Source organism: Streptomyces griseoloalbus (genome assembly GCA_014650015.1).
Taxonomy (GTDB): domain Bacteria; phylum Actinomycetota; class Actinomycetes; order Streptomycetales; family Streptomycetaceae; genus Streptomyces; species Streptomyces griseoloalbus.
Map to the genome: position 1 here is coordinate 205,460 of BMUD01000010.1, position 17,178 is coordinate 222,637.

The 17,178-nt window shown below is 71.5% G+C and carries 14 protein-coding genes; 6 read left to right on the forward strand and 8 right to left on the reverse strand.

Annotated features, from left to right (window positions below):
• Positions 1–158 precede the first annotated feature (158 nt).
• Positions 159–584, forward strand: coding sequence for a cupin domain-containing protein (locus tag IE178_RS17650; RefSeq protein WP_193512974.1), 426 nt, complete (start codon positions 159–161; stop codon positions 582–584).
• A 204-nt stretch (positions 585–788) separates the two neighbouring features.
• Here IE178_RS17650 and IE178_RS17655 read toward each other — a convergent pair whose 3' ends face one another.
• The gene (locus IE178_RS17655; protein WP_184765257.1) at positions 789–1,280 is read right to left on the reverse strand and encodes a cupin domain-containing protein; all 492 of its coding nucleotides are present in this window, start codon (positions 1,278–1,280) and stop codon (positions 789–791) included.
• A gap of 220 nt (positions 1,281–1,500) precedes the next feature.
• Entirely contained in the window at positions 1,501–1,974 is a 474-nt protein-coding gene (locus tag IE178_RS17660) for a carboxymuconolactone decarboxylase family protein (RefSeq protein ID WP_193512975.1), read from the reverse strand.
• Between the two features lie 388 nt (positions 1,975–2,362).
• Here IE178_RS17660 and IE178_RS17665 point away from each other — a divergent pair, with 388 nt between their 5' ends.
• On the forward strand, positions 2,363–3,880 hold the full coding sequence (locus IE178_RS17665; protein WP_193512976.1) for a PTS transporter subunit EIIC: 1,518 nt from the start codon (positions 2,363–2,365) through the stop codon (positions 3,878–3,880).
• Between the two features lie 145 nt (positions 3,881–4,025).
• On the opposite strand, the gene IE178_RS17670 is transcribed toward IE178_RS17665, so the two are convergent.
• Positions 4,026–4,772 (reverse strand): NAD(P)H-binding protein, encoded by a 747-nt coding sequence (locus IE178_RS17670; RefSeq protein WP_193512977.1) that lies wholly within the window; start codon positions 4,770–4,772, stop codon positions 4,026–4,028.
• 354 nt (positions 4,773–5,126) lie between these two features.
• On the reverse strand, positions 5,127–6,023 hold the full coding sequence (locus IE178_RS17675; protein WP_184765261.1) for an RNA polymerase sigma-70 factor: 897 nt from the start codon (positions 6,021–6,023) through the stop codon (positions 5,127–5,129).
• 569 nt (positions 6,024–6,592) lie between these two features.
• Between IE178_RS17675 and IE178_RS17680 the strand changes: the two genes are divergently transcribed.
• Positions 6,593–7,471: an endonuclease/exonuclease/phosphatase family protein gene (locus IE178_RS17680; RefSeq protein ID WP_193512978.1), complete on the forward strand. Its 879-nt coding sequence runs from the start codon at positions 6,593–6,595 to the stop codon at positions 7,469–7,471.
• Positions 7,472–7,521: 50 nt separating this feature from the next.
• Here the strand turns inward: IE178_RS17680 and IE178_RS17685 are convergent, their stop codons facing one another.
• The 4 genes from IE178_RS17685 to IE178_RS17700 form a co-directional block, all read right to left on the reverse strand.
• On the reverse strand, positions 7,522–7,854 hold the full coding sequence (locus IE178_RS17685; protein WP_184765263.1) for a putative quinol monooxygenase: 333 nt from the start codon (positions 7,852–7,854) through the stop codon (positions 7,522–7,524).
• 171 nt (positions 7,855–8,025) lie between these two features.
• Complete coding sequence (locus IE178_RS17690; RefSeq protein ID WP_193512979.1) at positions 8,026–9,198, reverse strand: anhydro-N-acetylmuramic acid kinase; 1,173 nt, start codon at positions 9,196–9,198, stop codon at positions 8,026–8,028.
• A 75-nt stretch (positions 9,199–9,273) separates the two neighbouring features.
• Positions 9,274–10,614 (reverse strand): MFS transporter, encoded by a 1,341-nt coding sequence (locus tag IE178_RS17695; RefSeq protein ID WP_193512980.1) that lies wholly within the window; start codon positions 10,612–10,614, stop codon positions 9,274–9,276.
• Positions 10,615–10,831: 217 nt separating this feature from the next.
• Complete coding sequence (locus tag IE178_RS17700) at positions 10,832–12,313, reverse strand: MFS transporter (protein WP_373301098.1); 1,482 nt, start codon at positions 12,311–12,313, stop codon at positions 10,832–10,834.
• Between the two features lie 786 nt (positions 12,314–13,099).
• Between IE178_RS17700 and IE178_RS17705 the strand changes: the two genes are divergently transcribed.
• The 3 genes from IE178_RS17705 (at position 13,100) to IE178_RS17715 (ending at position 17,178) form a co-directional block, all read left to right on the forward strand.
• Entirely contained in the window at positions 13,100–14,266 is a 1,167-nt protein-coding gene (locus IE178_RS17705) for a Cmx/CmrA family chloramphenicol efflux MFS transporter (protein WP_193512981.1), read from the forward strand.
• A 171-nt stretch (positions 14,267–14,437) separates the two neighbouring features.
• Positions 14,438–15,619 carry an FAD-dependent monooxygenase gene (locus tag IE178_RS17710; RefSeq protein ID WP_193512982.1) on the forward strand — a complete coding sequence of 394 codons (1,182 nt, stop codon included), beginning with the start codon at positions 14,438–14,440 and terminating at the stop codon, positions 15,617–15,619.
• On the forward strand, positions 15,619–17,178 hold the full coding sequence (locus IE178_RS17715; protein WP_193512983.1) for a hypothetical protein: 1,560 nt from the start codon (positions 15,619–15,621) through the stop codon (positions 17,176–17,178). Before IE178_RS17710 ends, IE178_RS17715 begins: the two co-directional genes overlap by 1 nt.

The window sequence follows — 17,178 nt, forward strand, 5'->3', positions numbered from 1 at the left end:
GCCGTCCCGACGCGTCGCCGGGCCTGAGCGGCACCCCCCTCGCCCGCCCGTCCGCCGCTGCCGGCCATCACATGTCACAGATCCACGCGCCACTCGGTCAGCACTGCGAAACCACCCGAGGAAGGTGCCGAACAGTGTCGGACAAGGACTCATCACACATGCACGGAGCCGGCGAGCACGACGAGAGGGCGAGCTGGATGACAGCGGCCAGGATGCTCCAGGACGCCTCGCCGCTCACCATCCCCGAGGGAGCCTCGGCGATGACCATCGAGGTCGAGTGGGAGCCCGGAGATCCCGGAACCCCTCCGCACCGTCATTCGGGCCCGGCGTTCGGCTATGTCGTCGAGGGCGCGGTCCGTTTCGAGCTCGAGGGCGAGCCCGAGCGGGTCGTCGAGGCCGGCGGGACGTTCTGGGAACCGGGCGGCGACGTGATCCACTACCAGGACGGCAACGCGCTGACCGACGCGCGGACCCGGTTCGTGGTGACCATGATGTGCGCGCCGGGCAAGCCCATGCTCGAGCTGGTCGACGAGAAGGAACTGGCGGAGCGCGCCCACCTGCGTGCCCCGCGGCCCACCGACTGACGCGTCCGCTCACCCGTCAGGACGATCGGCCCTCGTCCCGCCCGACCGGTGGACGGGGCGAGGACCGATCGCCGGCCCGGGGCGCTCACAACGCGCCGGACGCAATGCGTCTGAGCGCCCTCGGTGCCGGGGAGCACCGAGGGCGCCAGATGGTGCCCAGCCCGGTGACCGAGGGGGCCATCGGGACATCGCCGGGAGCCGGGGTCACTCCACGAAGTAGGAGTCGTGCTTGTCGAAGAACCGGGCGCGTTCCTCCTCGGAGGCGTGCGCCAGCTGCGACACCTGCTCGAAGTACTCCTCGCGCGGCGCGCCCGGCGTGAACAGCAGCAGCATGTCGGCCGGGGCGTCCGAATCGTTGCGGAAGGCGTGCAGGCCGCCCTGCGGCACGTGCAGGAAGTCACCCTTCTCGGCGTCGATCCACTGCTCGCCGTCGAAAAGACGGACCGTGCCATCGAGGATGTAGAAGGACTCCGAGATGGTCTTGTGGAAGTGGGTTTTGGGACCGCCCGCCTTCGGGCGCATCTCCACCCGGTAGAGGCCGAACTCGCCCCGTGTGGTGGCCGTGGTCGCCAAGTAGTGGATGGCGTCCTTTCCGGTACCGCTCTCACCGATGTCGGGGGCGGTGCCGACCGGGCGGTAACGCGCGCTGACCTCGCCGCTGTCGCCCCAGTAGACCTGCTCCGGGTAGTACGACATGTTCACCATTCCTTTCCTGCGGTGGCCGCGCCACCATGGAGGGACACAGGTTCATGAGCGACCATGCCCTCGCGAAGGGGACCGGTCACCAGCCGGTGCCATCAACCGCCCGGAGCTCGCCAGTGCGCCCGGGTGGCGGACCGCGGTGGTCTCCCGGAGCGTCGTGAAGCGGCCGGCGCCCGGGAGACGGCCGGCGGATGTCCGGCGAAGACGGGGTGTGTCAGCCGAACTGACCGGGCTGGTAGTCCCCGGCGGGCTGCTGGTTGATGACGTTGATGCGGTTGTAGGCGTTGATGACGGCGATCAGCGAGATGAGCGCGGCGAGCTGGTCCTCGTCGTAGTGCTTGGCCGCGTTGGCCCAGGCCTCGTCCGTGACACCACCGGCGGCGTCCGCGATGCGGGTGCCCTGCTCGGCCAGTTCCAGCGCGGCGCGTTCGGCGTCGGTGAAGACCGTGGCCTCTCGCCAGACGGCCACCAGGTTGAGGCGCTGCTGCGTCTCGCCCGCGGCAGCGGCGTCCTTGGTGTGCATGTCGGTGCAGAAGCCGCAGCCGTTGATCTGGCTGGCGCGGATCTTCACCAGTTCCTGGGTGGCGACCGGCAGCGTCGAGTCGTGCACCACCTTGTTCGCCGAGTTGATGTGCTTGAGCACCTTGCCCGCGAAAGCGTTGCCGAAGAGATTGATTCGGGCGTCCATGATGTGAGCCTCCCTGGCCGTATGGCGGTTACACCCCTGATGACCGGAGGACCCGATGAACTGTGACAGCAGGGGAGTGTGACGTACGTCTCGCTGTCGATGTCCGTCGTTGCCATTGACGCGATGGCGAACACTGTTTTTCGACGCCCACCCCGTGGCCGTCGAGATGCCGCGTCCGGTGCTGATCGGATCGGTGAGTGACCTATCGCTTTCGGACACTTGACGTGTCCGCACGTTGAAAATATCTTCCAGTCGTCAGGGCGGTGGTGAAAGAAAATTTCTACCCAGGAGGCGTGCAGCCCGTGCCTGCCGCAGAGGCTGCGCAGGGCCTCGAAGCCGCAGCCGTCTGACGCACCGGTCCCCCCTCACAGCAAGGCATGACCGCACCATGAGCGAAGAGAACAAGCACCACGCCACAGCTGCCGCCATCCTCCCCCTGGTCGGAGGCGCGGCGAACGTGACATCGGTGGCGCACTGCATGACCCGGCTGAGGCTGGGGCTGCGCGACAGAGCACTCGTACGGGACGAGCAACTCAAGGCGCTGCAGGCGGTCCTGGGCGTCGTCGAGGACGACACCTACCAGATCGTGCTCGGGCCGGGGACGGTGGCACGTGTCACCCCGGAGTTCGAGGCCCTGGTCGAAGCGGAGAACGCCAGGTCCGCGCCGGCGTCGCCCGCGCCGGCCGACCCGGACCGCGGGTCCGGAACCGGGACGGCCGAGGCCCTCGCGGCGCAGGGAGCCGCGCTCAAGGCGGAACGGAAGGCGAAGAACTCCACGCCCTTCAAGCTCTTCCTGCGCCGGATCGCCAACATCTTCGTGCCGCTGATCCCCGCGCTCATCGGCTGCGGCATCATCGCGGGTCTGAACGGCCTCCTCGTCAACCTGCACTGGCTGCCCGGAGTCACCCCCGCCCTCGCCGCCATGGCCTCCGGCTTCATGGCGCTGATCGCCGTCTTCGTCGGCTACAACACGGCGAAGGAGTTCGGCGGTACACCGATCCTGGGCGGCGCCGTCGCATCGGTCATCGTCTACGCCGGGGTGGCCGACGTCGAGGCCTTCGGCAGGCACCTCTCACCGGGGCAGGGCGGTGTGCTGGGCGCCCTGGGTGCCGCATGGCTCGGCGTGTACGTGGAGAAGTGGTGCCGCCGCCGGGTCCCCGAGTCCGTCGACGTCCTGGTGACGCCCACCGTCACCGTGCTCGTGGCCGGCCTGGCGACCCTCTTCGGACTCATGTTCCTCGCCGGTGAGGTGTCCACCCTGATCGGTGACGCCGCCGACTGGCTCCTGTCGCACGGCGGCGCGGGCGCCGGGTTCCTCCTCGGAGGCCTCTTCCTGCCGCTGGTCATGCTGGGGCTGCACCAGGCACTGATCCCCATCCACACCACGCTGATCGAGGGCGCGGGCTTCACCGTCCTGCTGCCGATCCTCGCGATGGCGGGTGCGGGACAGGTCGGCGCGGCGATCGCGATCTACTACCGGCTCTCCCGCAACACCTCGATCCGGGCCACCATCAAGTCCGCCCTGTGGCCGGGCTTCCTCGGGGTCGGAGAGCCGCTCATCTACGGTGTCTCCCTCCCCCTGGGACGTCCGTTCATCACGGCCTGCACGGGCGGAGCCTTCGGCGGGGCGTTCGTCGGTCTCTTCAACCAGCTGGGCACGGACGTGGGTTCCACCGCCATCGGCCCCTCGGGCTGGGCGCTCTTCCCGCTGCTCGACGGCAACCACGGCCTGGGCCGGACGGTCGCCGTCTACGCCGCCGGACTGCTGGTCGGTTACGTGGCGGGCTTCCTCGCCACCTACTACTTCGGTTTCACCAGGACCATGCTCACGGAACTCGACGCGGCCCCCGACTCCCCGGCGGACGGGGACGTCGCCCCTGGGGAGCGGGTCGCCGAGAAGGTCTGACAACCGCTCGGGGGACGGCCACGAGGAACGGCCCTCCCGCCCGGGCACGGCGACCACGGACACAGCACTGCCCGCCCCTGACGGAAGGGGCGGGCAGGACGGGGATGGCCCCATGGGCAAGGACAGGGGCCACCCTCCGGAGAGTTCACTTCTGCTGCGCGAGCCAGGCGGAGAAGCGGGTCTCGGTGATGTGCGCGTCGGGGCCGGGAAGGAGGGTGGTCTCCTTCAGCTCGGCGCCCCAGTACCGGGCGCCCGGGTCCGTCACGACCGTGCGGGGGTCGTTCTTGGCGGCCAGACCCTCGCGGATGAGCTCGTCCAACTGGAACGCGTCGGGGCCGGCGACCTCCACCACGCCGTCGACGGGCGCGCCCACGGCCGTACGACCCACGGCGGCGGCCACGTCGTCGGAGTGGATGGGCTGGATCATGACCGGGGCGAGACGCACGGTGTCGCCCTCGGTCGCCGAGTCCGCGATGCCCTTCATGAACTCGAAGAACTGCGTCGCGTGGACGATGGAGTACGCGATGCCGGAAGCCTTGATCAGTTCCTCCTGCGCCTGCTTGGCCCGGAAGTAGCCGCTCTCCAGGAGCCGGTCGGTGCCGACCACGGAGAGCGCGACATGGTGCGTCACACCGGCCTCCGCCTCCGCCTTGAGGAGATTGGTGGTCGAGGTGCGGAAGAACTCCATGACGGCGTCGTCCGCGAACGAGGGCGAGTTCGACACGTCGACGACGACCGAAGCGCCCTGCAGAACCTCGGCCAAGCCCTCACCGGTCAGCGTGTTGACGCCGGTGCTGGGCGCGGCCGGCACCGCCTCGTGACCCTGCGCGCTGAGCTTTTCGACCAGCTTCGAGCCGATGAGCCCGGTACCGCCGATCACTACGACCTTCATGATGGGGATCCTTTCGGAGGATGTCATGGGCGCGGCGGGCGTTTCTCGGGTGATCCGATCGCCGTGCATCGAGTGACGTCTGCACCAGGACTGACCGGATGGTGCCGCATTCTGTGACAGTCCACCGGGATGAGGCTGGAGGTTGTTCTCTCCGGGGCCGCTGAGCCCATCGGAGAATCCCCGCACCACTCCACGAGTTCGCCGTCGGTCGGGACGTCCACCATCATGAAGGCAATCTCCGCCGGGACGGGCGGAATGCTTTCGCGGTGGTCCCTCGCAGGGTCCGAGTCATCCGTCAGACCGTGTGACCGGACATCCCGTGACACGCGCGTTGTCACGACACCGCGGGGGCGTTCAGGAGCTCAGGGTCGCCACGTAGGGCAACAGCTTGTCCGGATTCATGACCCACATGATCCGGTCGATTCCCTCTGCCGACACGTCGACGGACAGCAGGGCCACAGGGCTCTCGCCGACGCGGACGAGCACGGCCGGCCGCCCGTTGGCCTCGACCCACCTCGTCCGTGCCGCCGGCCAGAACCGTGGGGCGAACGCGGCGAGGTACTTGGAGACATGCGGACGTCCGATGACCGGAATCCTCGACGCGCCCCGAATGCCTCCGCCGTCGGAGTAGCTGACGACGTCCGCGGCGAGGACGTCCTCCAGCACCGCCAGATCGCCCTGCTGCGCCGCGGCCAGGAACACCTCCAGCAGACGCCGGTGCTCAGCGGGGCCGACACGCTCCTTGCGCTCGGCGGCCAGGTGCTTGCGGGCACGGCTCACCAGCTGCCGGGTGTTGGCCTCCGTCGTCTCCAGGATCTCGGCGAGCTGCTTGTAGGGGTAGTCGAACGCCTCCTTGAGGACATAGGCCGCCCGCTCCACCGGGTTCAGCTTCTCGAGGAGGAGAAGCACCGCCAGTTCGACCGCCTCGGCCCGCTCGGCGCCGATCTGCGGGTCCTCAGTGGTGTCGACCGGTTCGGGAAGCCACGGTCCGACGTAGGACTCCCGCCGTACCCTGGCGGACTGCGCGTGGTTGATGGCCAGACGCGTGGTGATCGTGGTCAGGAAGGCGACGGGCTCGTGGATGCCGGTGCGGTTCGTGTTCTGCCACCGCAGCCATGTCTCCTGGAGGATGTCCTCGGCCTCCGTGGAACTGCCCAGCACGCGGTACGCGACCCCGAACAGCTGCGGGCGTGCCGCGACGAAATCCCTCGTCGCCCGGTCAAGGGACTCGGTGTCTTCCCCAGCGTGCATGGTCGTCCCTTCGACTGCGGGGCAATCATGTTACAAGCCGCTCCAGCGGCGGGCGCCTGTGCGGCATGACCGTGGCACACCGTACCGATCCGGTCGAATCACAGTGTGACGCGGTGTGTTTCAGGTGTTCCCGCCCGCCCCTGCGGAGCGCCATGGTGAGCACGGACGTCTCGTCCTGTCCGGGCACCGTACCCAGCGCGGCACGGCGTGCCCGGCGAGCTGGAACAGGTGATCGCGTTCCTCCAGGGAGAGACGCAGGCGACGGGCGATCGCGGTGAGCATCTGCTCCTGTCCCCCTCCCTGCCCATCAGCCCGTACTCCGGGCAGAGTTGGTGTCGCCGGAACCCGCGGCCCGTCGCCGGCCGATTCGACGCACTGGGTGACGGCGGGCATGACCGAGGCACTGATCGGCATCCACACGGCGGCCTGGTGCCGGCGTCCGGCAGGCGAACGACCGATGAACGGCCGGACGCTGTCGCCGTGTTCCGCCCGGGGAACGGGAATGCGCGGGTGTCTCGTGGAGCAGAATGCACTGGCGCCGGTCCACATCCACCCGACCTGGAGAAGGCATGAAGCCCAGATTCCGACGTGCTGTCCGCGGTGTCCGTGCAGCCGCCCTGCTCGCCGCCGCCCTGCTGGCCACGGCGGCACCGGCGGCAGCCGCGGGTTCCGCCGTTCCCGGGACGGAGGCCCCCGCGGTCCCGCTGCGGGTGGCGACGTACAACATCCACGCCGGCGCGGGCGAGGACCAGGTCTTCGACCTCGACCGCACCGCCGCGGCCCTACGCGATCTGCACGCCGATGTGATCGGGCTTCAGGAAGTCGACGTGCACTGGGGTGCACGCAGCGATTTCGTCGACGAGGCCCACGCGCTCGCCGAGAAGCTGCACATGCGGGTGTTCTTCGCACCGATCTACGATCTGGACCCGGCCACCCCGGACGGCGAGCGCCGGCAGTACGGCGTCGCCGTGCTGAGCCGCTACCCCGTGCTCCACGCCGAGAACCACGAGATCACCCGGCTCTCCACCCAGACCTCCGATCCGGTGCCGGCCCCGGCGCCCGGCTTCGCCGAAGTGGTGGTCAACGTGCGGGGCGCGCACGCGCACGTCTATGCGACGCACCTGGACTACCGGGCCGACCCGTCGGTCCGCGAGGCCCAGGTGGCGGACATGCTCGACGTGCTGGCCGCCGATCGCGGACCGAAGATCCTCGTCGGCGACTTCAACGCGGAAGCGACGGCTCCCGAGTTGGCGCCGCTGTGGCAGCGGCTGCGGGACACGGCACCCGACGGTGGGGGGACGTATCCGGCGCTCGACCCGGTCAAGCGGATCGACTTCGTCACCGTCTCGCCCGACGTCACCGTGGTGGGCGCCCGAACGGTGGCGAGCGAGGCCTCGGACCACCGTCCCGTGGTCACCGACCTGACGCTGCGTCGCCGCGGCCACTGAACCGCTCGGAACGCGCTGTGACACGCTGCCCGTCCACGCCGGGCGGCGTGTCAGTCCTGCTCGGCGACGCTCATCTCGCCCAGCAGGGACCAGTCGTCCTGCGCAAGCGTCGTGTTCACGATCCGCGGCGTCTCGGCGAGGTGGGGCGGCAGGGTCCGCCGCGCCGCCCCGAAGTGCTCGGACCGCACGTGGGCCGCTCCCGCCTCGTCGTCGCGGAAGGCCTCGACCAGGACGTACTCCGTCGGATCCTCGACACTGCGGGACCAGTCGAACCACAGGCAGCCCGGTTCCTCGCGGGTGGCCGCGGTGAACTCGGCGGTGATCTGCGGCCACTGGTCCGCGTACTCGGGACGGACACGGAACTTGGCGGTGATGAAGATCATCGGACTCCCTCGCTGGTTCTCTGCGCGCGGCCACGCCGCCCGCTCCGGCATCGGACGCGGCTGGGTGAGTCCGGCGAAGCACCGCCCAGCCGCGCGTCGGGTCGGACACGGCGGTGGTGATCGTAACCGACACGGACCGCACGTCGGCGGTGCCCTTCCGGCACACGGATGTCAGACCGGTACCACGCGCAGGCGCACGGGCGCGGTGGCGGCGGGTTCCGGCAGGCGCAGGGCCCGGCCACCGGGCGTGATCGACCCGAGGACGCTGGGGTGCCGGGCGCCGGTGCAGGCCGGAACCGTCCCGGCCAGCCCCTGCACGGTCAGGAAACCAAGGACGGCGAAGGCGTAGGCCTCCTTGGCCGCCGACGGCAGCCCGAGGTCGTCGGAGGTCCGCAACGGCGTGTCGCGCAGCGCGGAGCGGAGCATGGACATCAGCGTCGGGTTGCGGATGCCGCCGCCCGAGGCGATGACCTCGCCGGCGCCGGCCGAACGGACCGCGTCGGCGACCGTACGGGCGGTGAGCCGGGTGACGGTGGCGACCACGTCCTCGGCCGGGAGCCGGTCACCGTCGGTCAGGACGGCCCGCAGGTAGGGCCAGTGGAACAGTTCCTTGCCGGTCGTCTTGGGCGGCGGCTTCGCGTAGTACGGCTCGTCGAGGAGCCGTCGCAGCAGAGCCGCGTCGACGCTGCCCCGGGCGGCCAGTGACCCGTCCCGGTCGTAGTCGAGGCGGCCGTCGGTGAGGGCGTGCACCGCCGCGTCGATGAGGGCGTTGCCGGGGCCGGTGTCGAAGGCGACCGGTTCACCCGCCGCGGGGGCCACCGTGAGATTGGCGATGCCACCGAGGTTCAGGGCGGCCGGCACACCGGGCCGCCCACGCAGCCACATCACGTCGACGATGCTCACCAGGGGTGCGCCCTGGCCGCCGGCGGCGACGTCTCGGGAGCGCAGGTCGGACACCACAGGGCAGCCGGTGGCCTCGGCGATCCAGGCGGGCGAGCCGATCTGCAGCGTGCCGTGCACCCGGCCCTGCTCGACCCAGTGGTAGACGGTCTGGCCGTGCGAGACGACGAGGTCGGCACGCCCGTCGCACAGTTCCCGGACGGCTCGGTCGGCCACCGCGGCGAAGGCCTGACCGATCCGGGTGTCGAGCCGGCACACCTCCCGCATGGTCGTCGACGCCGGCGGCAGCGCTGTGGTCAAGGCGGCCCGCAGCTCCTCGGGGTAGGGGGCGCTCACCATCCCCAGGGGGGTCAGCAGCAGGCTGTCGCCCCGGAGCGCCAGGTCGGCCGCGGCGGCGTCGACCGCGTCGTGGGACGTTCCCGACATCAGCCCGATGATCCGCATCCTCACACCTCGTTTCCGGCCCGGCGGGCCGCCAGCCGGCCCGCCGGGCCCTCGGTTCGCCAGTCGGTCGGTCCGTCAGTCGCGCAACGCGCGACGGTGGTCGTCCCCGCGCAGGGTGATCAGGGCGAACGTGCTGACGGCGCAGGTCGTGACCACGTAGTACGCGGGGATGTCGATGTCGCCGGTCCGCTGGATCGCTTCGGTGATGATCAGGCCCGCACAACCGGAGAAGACCGCGTTGGACAGCGAGTACGCCAGTCCGAGACCGGTGTAGCGGACACGGGTGGGGAACATCTCGGCGAGCATCGCGGGACCGGGCCCCGCCATCAGGCCGACCACCGCGCCGGCGGCGAACACCGCGAGGCCCTTGGCGGCCGTGGAGGCAGCAGTGTCCTGCAACAGGTTCAGCAGAGGGAACGCGAGGGCGGCCACGAGCACCGCGCCGGCCACCATCACCGGGCGCCGGCCGATGCGGTCGCTCAGTGCGCCCGCCGGGACGATGGAGGCGGCGAAGCCCAGGTTGGCCAGGACCGTGGCGATCAGGGCCTGCTGGAACGTCGCGTTGAGCGTGCTCTGCAGATAGGACGGCATGACGACCAGGAAGGTGTAGCCGGCCGCGGACCAGCCCATGAGCCGGCCGGCACCGAGCGCGATCGCCCTGGCCGTCTCCCGGGCGGGGGCAGAGGCCGACGGAACCGGTCGCAAGGAGCCCTTCTCGTCCGGGGTCCGGCTCCGGGCCCGCCGGAAGGAGGGCGTCTCCTCCAGCTTCAGTCGCAGCCACAGGGCGGCGAGCCCCAGGGGCAGTGTCAGCAGGAACGGCAGCCGCCAGCCCCACCCGTTGAGCTCGGACTCGGTCAGCAGGCTCGCCAGCAGTGCCGCCATGCCCGCTCCGGCGAGCAGGCCGAGGGCCACCGTGAAGGACTGCCAGGAACCGTACAGGCCGCGCCGGCCCAGCGGGGCGAACTCCGTCATGATCGACACGGCGCCGCCGAACTCTCCTCCCGCGGAAAGGCCCTGGAGGATGCGCAGGAACGTCAGCAGCCAGGGTGCCGCGGCACCCAGGGTGGCGTACGTCGGCAGCAGGCCGATCAAGGTGGTGGCGCCGGTCATCAGACAGATGACGAGGATCAGCGTGGGGCGCCGTCCCAGCCGGTCGCCCACCCGGCCGAAGACCGCCGCGCCGACCGGGCGGAAGAAGAAGGCGAGTGCGAAGGACGCGTACGTCTTGACGAGCGCCTCGGCGTCGCTCCCGCCGTCGGGGGTGAAGAAGTTGGCGGCGATGATGGTGGCGAAGTATCCGTAGACGCCGAACTCGTACCACTCGATGAAGTTGCCCACCGACCCCGCCACCAAAGCCCTGCGTGATCGCGGCGGTTGCGCGGTGCCCTCGACCGGGTCGTGCACGGGCGTCGTCATAGGGGCCCTCCGTCGTCATGGCTACCATGCGGAGGGAAGCGTTCCCTGGTGGGAAGTTGGTTTCAGCGGATCGCCTGTCACATGTCAATAACTTTCATCGCGGCGTGGGCCCGGCGACCGCTCCGGGACCTGTCGAACGCCGGCGGACCGGACGCACGCCCGGCCGTTCCGGCTCGTCCAGGCCCATGGACCCCGGAGCCCTCGCCCTCTCGACGTCTCACCCCGGACCGAGGCCCGTGCCGCCCTGGAGGCGCTGCAGGTCGGAGGGGCGGACCTGGATGGCCACGACGGCGATCAGCGCGGCGAGCACGGCGAAGATCGCCGCCATGACGAAGGCGGCCGAGACACCGGCCGTGAGGACCTCGTCGGCCCAGGGCGGTGGCAGCTCTCCGGTGTGCTGGAAGCGTGCGCGCTCGGTGGGGGTCGCCTGCTGCAGGAAGCGCGGGATCTGTTTCTCCGCCTCGTTGCCGCTGGCCGTACCGAACATCGTGACCAGGATGGACAGGCCGAGCGATCCGCCCACCTGCTGCGTGGCGTTGAGGAGGCCGGAGGCCGCGCCGGTCTCCCGCACGGGGACGTTGGACAGCGCCATGAGGGTCAGCGATACGAACTCCATGCCCATGCCGAGACTGAAGACGAGCATGGGACCGAGGACGCTGCCCGCGTACGTGGAGTGGACATCGGTCAGGGTCAGCCAGGCCAGGCCCGCCGCCGCCAGGATGCCGCCCCCCACCATGAACGGCTTGGGCCCGTACACGGGCAGGAACCGCGAGGTCAGCCCGGCACCGATCGCGATGACCGCACTGACCGGCAGGAAGGCGAGTCCGGCCTGGAGAGGGCTGAAGTCGAGCACGTTCTGCACGAAGAGCGTCAGGAAGAAGAACATGCCGAACATCGCCGCGGCCAGACACAGCATGATGCCGTACGTGCCCGCGCGGTTGCGGTCCGCGAACATGTGCAGCGGTGTGATCGGCTGCCGGGAGCTTCTCTCGACCAGCACGAACGCCGTGAGGGCGAGGACCGCCGCACCGAACGAGGCCAGGGTGAGGGCGTCCCCCCAGCCGTCCTGCGCGGCCCTGATGAAGCCGTAGACGAGCAGGACCATGCCCACGGTGGAGAGGAGCGCGCCGGTGATGTCGAAGCGTCCCGGATGGCGTTCGGACTCCTTGATCCAGCGTGGTGTGGCGAGGGCGATGAGGATGCCGATCGGGATGTTGACGAAGAGCACCCACCGCCAGTTCAGCCACTCGACGAGGATGCCGCCGGCCAGCAGGCCGATCGCACCGCCGCCCGCCGACACCGCGGCGAAGACGCCGAAGGCCCGGTTGCGTTCCGGCCCCTCGCGGAAGGTCGTGCTGATCAGGGCGAGGGACGTCGGGGAGGCGATGGCGCCGCCCACGCCCTGGAGGGCGCGGGCGGCCAGGAGTTGGCCGGAGTTCTGCGCGAGCCCGCCGAGCAGGGAGGCCAGCACGAAGAGCAGCACGCCGAAGATGAAGACGCGCCGTCTGCCGAGGATGTCGCCGGCCCGGCCGCCGAGCAGCAGCAGACCGCCGAAGGTGAGGGTGTAGGCGTTGACCACCCACGACAGGCTGGTGGTGGAGAAGTCCAGGGAGCGCTGGATGTGCGGCAGCGCGATGTTCACGATGGTGATGTCCAGTACCACCATGAGCTGACATGCCGCGATGACCAGCAGGGCCATGGCACTTCCGTCACCGCCGGTCTTCCGGGCGGCGTTGTGGGAGGCGGGCGCCGATCGCGGACCGCTGGTCATACCGGGTCGCCCTTTCGGGAAGTCCACCGTTCGACCGTACGCTCGTGCCCCAGTGGTCACCACTCGATCGCAGGAGCGGAGTAGTGCAACCCTCGGGTTGCGTCTGAGGGGGGTACGTGCAACCGAGGAGTCGCACTCAATGGCGGGTGGAGAAGGCCGAGCCGCCGACGTACCTGGCCTACCGCTGGACGTCGGCGAGTCCGCCACCACCGGCTGCGGCCGGTCTGTCCCTCAGGCCGAAGGGCCGGCCCGGCATACCGGTAGCCGCCGGCCACCGCCACCGGGTCGCCGCCCGCTCCGCCAACACCCCGGACTCCTCCTGCGCCAACCTCGGCTTCCGCTGCGCCAACGACGCGGCGGAGGGGACGGGTCGGCCCGGCGTCACCCAACCGCCGACGCCCTCGTCCCGGACCTCGATGTCACCGTCCTCGACCCCGAGCCGGCCATCGCCCCGGTCGTCCCGGCGATCACCGGGACGACCCGGCTCGGCGAACCGAGGTGCTTCGAGGGGTACCGGTCGGGTAGCGTGCGGGCCATGTCGAGCCCCGAGTCGGACGAGGTGGGGGCTTACGGTCACGCCGTCAGCCCCCTGAACCACTGAGTTCGTAGTCCCGCCGTCCCGCCGCAGTCCGCGGCCGGACGCGTGTGCCCCGGGGTGCTGACCGCGGTGACGAGACGCCTCTGCCGTGCCTCTCCTCACCTCGGAGCCACTCGATGCCTCTTCCGCTGTACCTGCTCGCCCTGGCCGTCTTCGCCATGGGCACCTCGGAATTCATGCTCGCCGGCCTCGTCCCGGACATCGCCGCCGACCTCGACGTGACCGTCGGGACGGCGGGCACGCTCACCTCCGCCTTCGCGATCGGAATGATCGTCGGCGCCCCGCTCGTGGCCGCGTCGGCCCGCAACTGGCCGGGGCGGAGCAGTCTTCTGGGTTTCGTCGTCGTGTTCTCGGCGGCTCACGCCGTCGGCGCCACCACCACCACGTTCCCGGTCCTGTTCGTCACCCGGATCGTTGCCGCGCTCGCCAACGCCGGATTCCTCGCCGTTGCCCTGACGACCGCCGCCGCGCTGGTCTCTCCCGACCGGAAGGGACGCGCGCTGGCGGTGCTGCTGTCGGGCACGACGGTGGCGACGATCGCCGGTGTACCGGCCGGATCGGTCCTCGGCACGCTGCTCGGCTGGCGGGCCACGTTCTGGGCCGTCGCCGCTCTCTGCCTGCCCGCGGCGCTCGGCATCCTGCTGGGAATGCCGGCGCGACGCGCGACGGAGGGCACCGGCGCCCGGCCGGCCCTGCGGGCGGAGCTCGCACAGCTCACCAGCGGGCGGTTGGTCCTGGTGATGCTGCTCGGCGCGCTGGTGAACGCGGCGACCTTCGCCGGCTTCACCTTCCTCGCCCCGGTCGTGACGGACACCGCCGGGCTGGACGAACTGTGGATCCCCGTCGCCCTGGTGCTCTTCGGTGCCGGTTCCTTCGCCGGCGTCACCCTCGCCGGACGCGTGTCCGACCGGCGCCCGCGACGGGTCATCGCGATCGGCGGTCCGCTGGCGCTCGCGGGCTGGCCCGCCCTGGCAGTGCTGGCCGACCGGCCGGTCGCTCTGCTCACCCTCGCCTTCGTGCAGGGCGCACTGTCGTTCGCGCTGGGCAGCACCCTCATCACGCGGATCCTCTACGAGGCGGCCGGAGCCCCCACCATGGCCGGCTCGTACGCGACCGCGGCACTCAACGTCGGGGCCGCCGTGGGACCACTCGTCGCCGGGGCCACCCTCGGCACCACGGCCGGAAATCTCGGCCCGCTCTGGGCCAGCGCCCTCCTCGTCCTGGTCGCGCTGTCGATCGCGCTCCCCCTGCGCGGCGCGCTCTCCACCGGGACACCGGCCTGACGCAGCCCGCCGAGGGGCGGCCGGTCCGTCCCTCGGCACGTTGACAGGCGCTTGTCGACATGTTGGCATGGGGCGCTGCCCGGCCGGATGTACGTCGCACCGCTCGGCGCTCGGCCACCGCACGAAGGCCGGTCGACAAGGGCGGCGCCCACGGACCAGGAGCGAGGAACCATGCCACAGCGCGCCGCGACCGTCGTCGGCGGCGGGATCGGCGGCCTCGCGGCGGCCCTCGCCCTGCACCGCAGGGGCTGGCGCGTCGAGGTACTGGAACGAGCCCCGCGATTCACCGAGATCGGTGCCGGCATCTCCTTGTGGCCCAACGCGCTGCACGCGCTCGAGGTGCTCGGCCTGGCCGACGCCGTCCGGGCCCTCGGCGCCGTCGAGACCGCGGGAGGCGTACGCGACCGCCGGGGCCGTCAACTGTCCCGCACGGACAACGCGGAGCTGGAGCGCCGCTTCGGACATCCCCTGCTGGTCCTGCACCGCGCGGACCTGTCGCGGGTGCTCGCCGAGGCGCTGCCCGCCGACAGCCTGCTGCCGGGCAACGAGGTGTCCGCCGTCCGCGACGACGGCGAACGCCCGGTCGTCGGTCATCGCGGGCGCGAGTCCCGGCCCGACCTCCTGGTCGGCGCCGACGGACTGCGCAGCGCGGTCCGCCGCTCCCTGTGGCCCGACGCGCCCGGCCCCCGGTACGCCGGATACACCGCCTGGCGCATGGTCACCGGCCCCCTCGCCGAGCCGCCCTCCGAGGGCGCGGTGACCTGGGGCCGCGGAGAGCGCTTCGGATACACCGCGCTGCCGGGCGGGCGGATGTACTGCTTCGCCACCGCCTCGCTGCCGGCGGGAACGCCCTCCGCCTCGTCCGAATACGCCGAACTGGTGCGCCGGTTCGGGACCTGGCCGGATCCCGTCCCCGCCCTGCTGGCCGCGGTCCCCGAGGACGCGGTGCTCCGGCACGACCTGTACGACCTGCCGCCGCTGCCCTCCTTCGTCCGCGGCCGGGTCGCGCTGCTGGGCGACGCGGCCCATGCCATGACCCCCAATCTCGGCCAGGGCGCGTGCCAGGCGCTGGAGGACGCGGTCACCCTCGCCCACTGTCTCGACGGCACACCGGACGTGACCGCCGCGCTCCGCTCGTACGACCTGCTGCGCCGCCCGCGGACCCGGGCCGTCACGCGCCGCTCCGCCCGGCTCGGCACGATCGGCCAGCTGGCGTGGCCGCCCGCGGTGCTGCTGCGTGACACCGCCGCCCGGCTGACACCGACGCGGGTGACGCTCCGGGCCATGACGCCGGTGCTCGGCTGGACCCAGCCCGGCCACCGGGCCACCGCGACGAACAGCGAGAACCACTGATGCCGGACTGGACCTACCACCCACTGCGGGGCCCGGCCGCCGCCGTACTCGGGGAGCGCCGCTCGCAGCGAACCGCCTTGCGGCTGCTCGCCTCGATCGGGTCCCGTCCCGCCGGCGCGCGGCTCATCGCCCGCGCGTTCGGCCACCGCCATCCGCCGCGGCACCTCGCCGGCGACCTCGCCGGCGCGCCCGTGACCGTACGGCTCGGCATCTCCGTCCCGCCCTCACTCGCCCGTGAAGCGGTGCGCGCCATGCCCCCGCTCGGGGCCGGCGTCGTCGAGGTGGGGCCCGTCTCCGCGGCCGACGTCCGGACCGTACGGGAGGCCGCTGCCGGCCGGTCGATCCCGCTGGTCGTCCGTGCCCGCGACCCGGAGACCGAGGCCGCCCTCGAGCCGCACGTCGACGGATTCACCGGCAGCGACGACCCGCACGTGGTCCGTGTGTCCGACCCGTCGGTGACCGCCGCGGCCGCCGCGCTCGAGGTACCCGGCACCGTCGTCCTCGCCCGGCCCGGGGTGCTCGTCGAGGCCGGACCCGGCTGGTTCGCACGGGTCACCGAGGCGGCCACGCCCACCGAGCCCGCTCCCGCGCTGCGCGACGTCGGCCGTGATCCCCGCCGCTGGCCGGCCTGGTGGTGGGCGCTGCTCGTCGGCCTCGGCATGACGGGCGCCGGACTCGGCGCCGCCGCGATCACGCTCGGGCCGGTGCTGCTCTGGTACGACCGTGACTACCTCGGCCTGACGCTGCACGAACTGCACGCCGCCAACCACCAGTTGGTCCACTTCCTCCAGCACGACCGGATCACCATGGCCGGCACCATGGTGGCGATCGGCGCCCTCTACACCGGCCTCGCCGTGGGCGGGATCAGACGCGGTCGGCCCTGGGCCCGCGAGGCGTATCTGCTGTCGGGGGCGATCGGCTTCCCCACCCTGTTCTACTTCCTGGCCACCGGCTTCGTGGAACCCCTGCACACCGCCACCGCGGTCGTGCTGTTCCCGATGTTCGTGGCCGCGGTCCGCCGGACCCCGCACTCACCCCGCTGGCGCGTGGCCCCCGAAGGGCCGGAGCGGGAGCGTCGTAGGGCACTGGTCGGCCAACTGCTGCTGATCGTCACGGGAGCGGGGCTGTTCGTCGGCGGAGCGGTGATCTCGGTGGTGGGTCTGACCGGCGTCTTCGTACCGACCGACCTGGCCTTCCTCGGCACCGGCACAGGCACGCTGGAGGCCGTCAGTCCCCGCCTTGTGCCGTTCATCGCCCACGACCGCGCGGGATTCGGGGGCGCCCTGATGTCCGCCGCCGTGGCCATTTCGCTGCTCAGCGCCTGGGGCTGGCGGCGGGGCGAGAGCTGGGTGTTCTGGACCCTGGCCGCGGCGGCGGCCGCGGGCTTCCTGCCCGCCGTCGTGGTGCACGGCGCGATCCACTACACGGACTTCGTCCACCTCGCCCCGGTCCACTTCGGCATCGCCACGACCACCACCGGCCTGCTCCTGGCCCGGCCGTACCTCTGCGCCGAGGGGCCGGCGGGACCGCCTGCCCGGCCGGCCCACCCGGCGCGTTGA

Bases quoted from the DNA above. Each gene is read 5' to 3' on its own strand.
- IE178_RS17650 (WP_193512974.1), top strand. From the start codon at position 159: ATGCACGGAGCCGGCGAGCACGACGAGAGGGCGAGCTGGATGACAGCG.
- IE178_RS17655 (WP_184765257.1), bottom strand. From the start codon at position 1,280: ATGTCGTACTACCCGGAGCAGGTCTACTGGGGCGACAGCGGCGAGGTC.
- IE178_RS17660 (WP_193512975.1), bottom strand. From the start codon at position 1,974: ATGGACGCCCGAATCAATCTCTTCGGCAACGCTTTCGCGGGCAAGGTG.
- IE178_RS17665 (WP_193512976.1), top strand. From the start codon at position 2,363: ATGAGCGAAGAGAACAAGCACCACGCCACAGCTGCCGCCATCCTCCCC.
- IE178_RS17670 (WP_193512977.1), bottom strand. From the start codon at position 4,772: ATGAAGGTCGTAGTGATCGGCGGTACCGGGCTCATCGGCTCGAAGCTG.
- IE178_RS17675 (WP_184765261.1), bottom strand. From the start codon at position 6,023: ATGCACGCTGGGGAAGACACCGAGTCCCTTGACCGGGCGACGAGGGAT.
- IE178_RS17680 (WP_193512978.1), top strand. From the start codon at position 6,593: ATGAAGCCCAGATTCCGACGTGCTGTCCGCGGTGTCCGTGCAGCCGCC.
- IE178_RS17685 (WP_184765263.1), bottom strand. From the start codon at position 7,854: ATGATCTTCATCACCGCCAAGTTCCGTGTCCGTCCCGAGTACGCGGAC.
- IE178_RS17690 (WP_193512979.1), bottom strand. From the start codon at position 9,198: ATGCGGATCATCGGGCTGATGTCGGGAACGTCCCACGACGCGGTCGAC.
- IE178_RS17695 (WP_193512980.1), bottom strand. From the start codon at position 10,614: ATGACGACGCCCGTGCACGACCCGGTCGAGGGCACCGCGCAACCGCCG.
- IE178_RS17700 (WP_373301098.1), bottom strand. From the start codon at position 12,313: ATGGCCCTGCTGGTCATCGCGGCATGTCAGCTCATGGTGGTACTGGAC.
- IE178_RS17705 (WP_193512981.1), top strand. From the start codon at position 13,100: ATGCCTCTTCCGCTGTACCTGCTCGCCCTGGCCGTCTTCGCCATGGGC.
- IE178_RS17710 (WP_193512982.1), top strand. From the start codon at position 14,438: ATGCCACAGCGCGCCGCGACCGTCGTCGGCGGCGGGATCGGCGGCCTC.
- IE178_RS17715 (WP_193512983.1), top strand. From the start codon at position 15,619: ATGCCGGACTGGACCTACCACCCACTGCGGGGCCCGGCCGCCGCCGTA.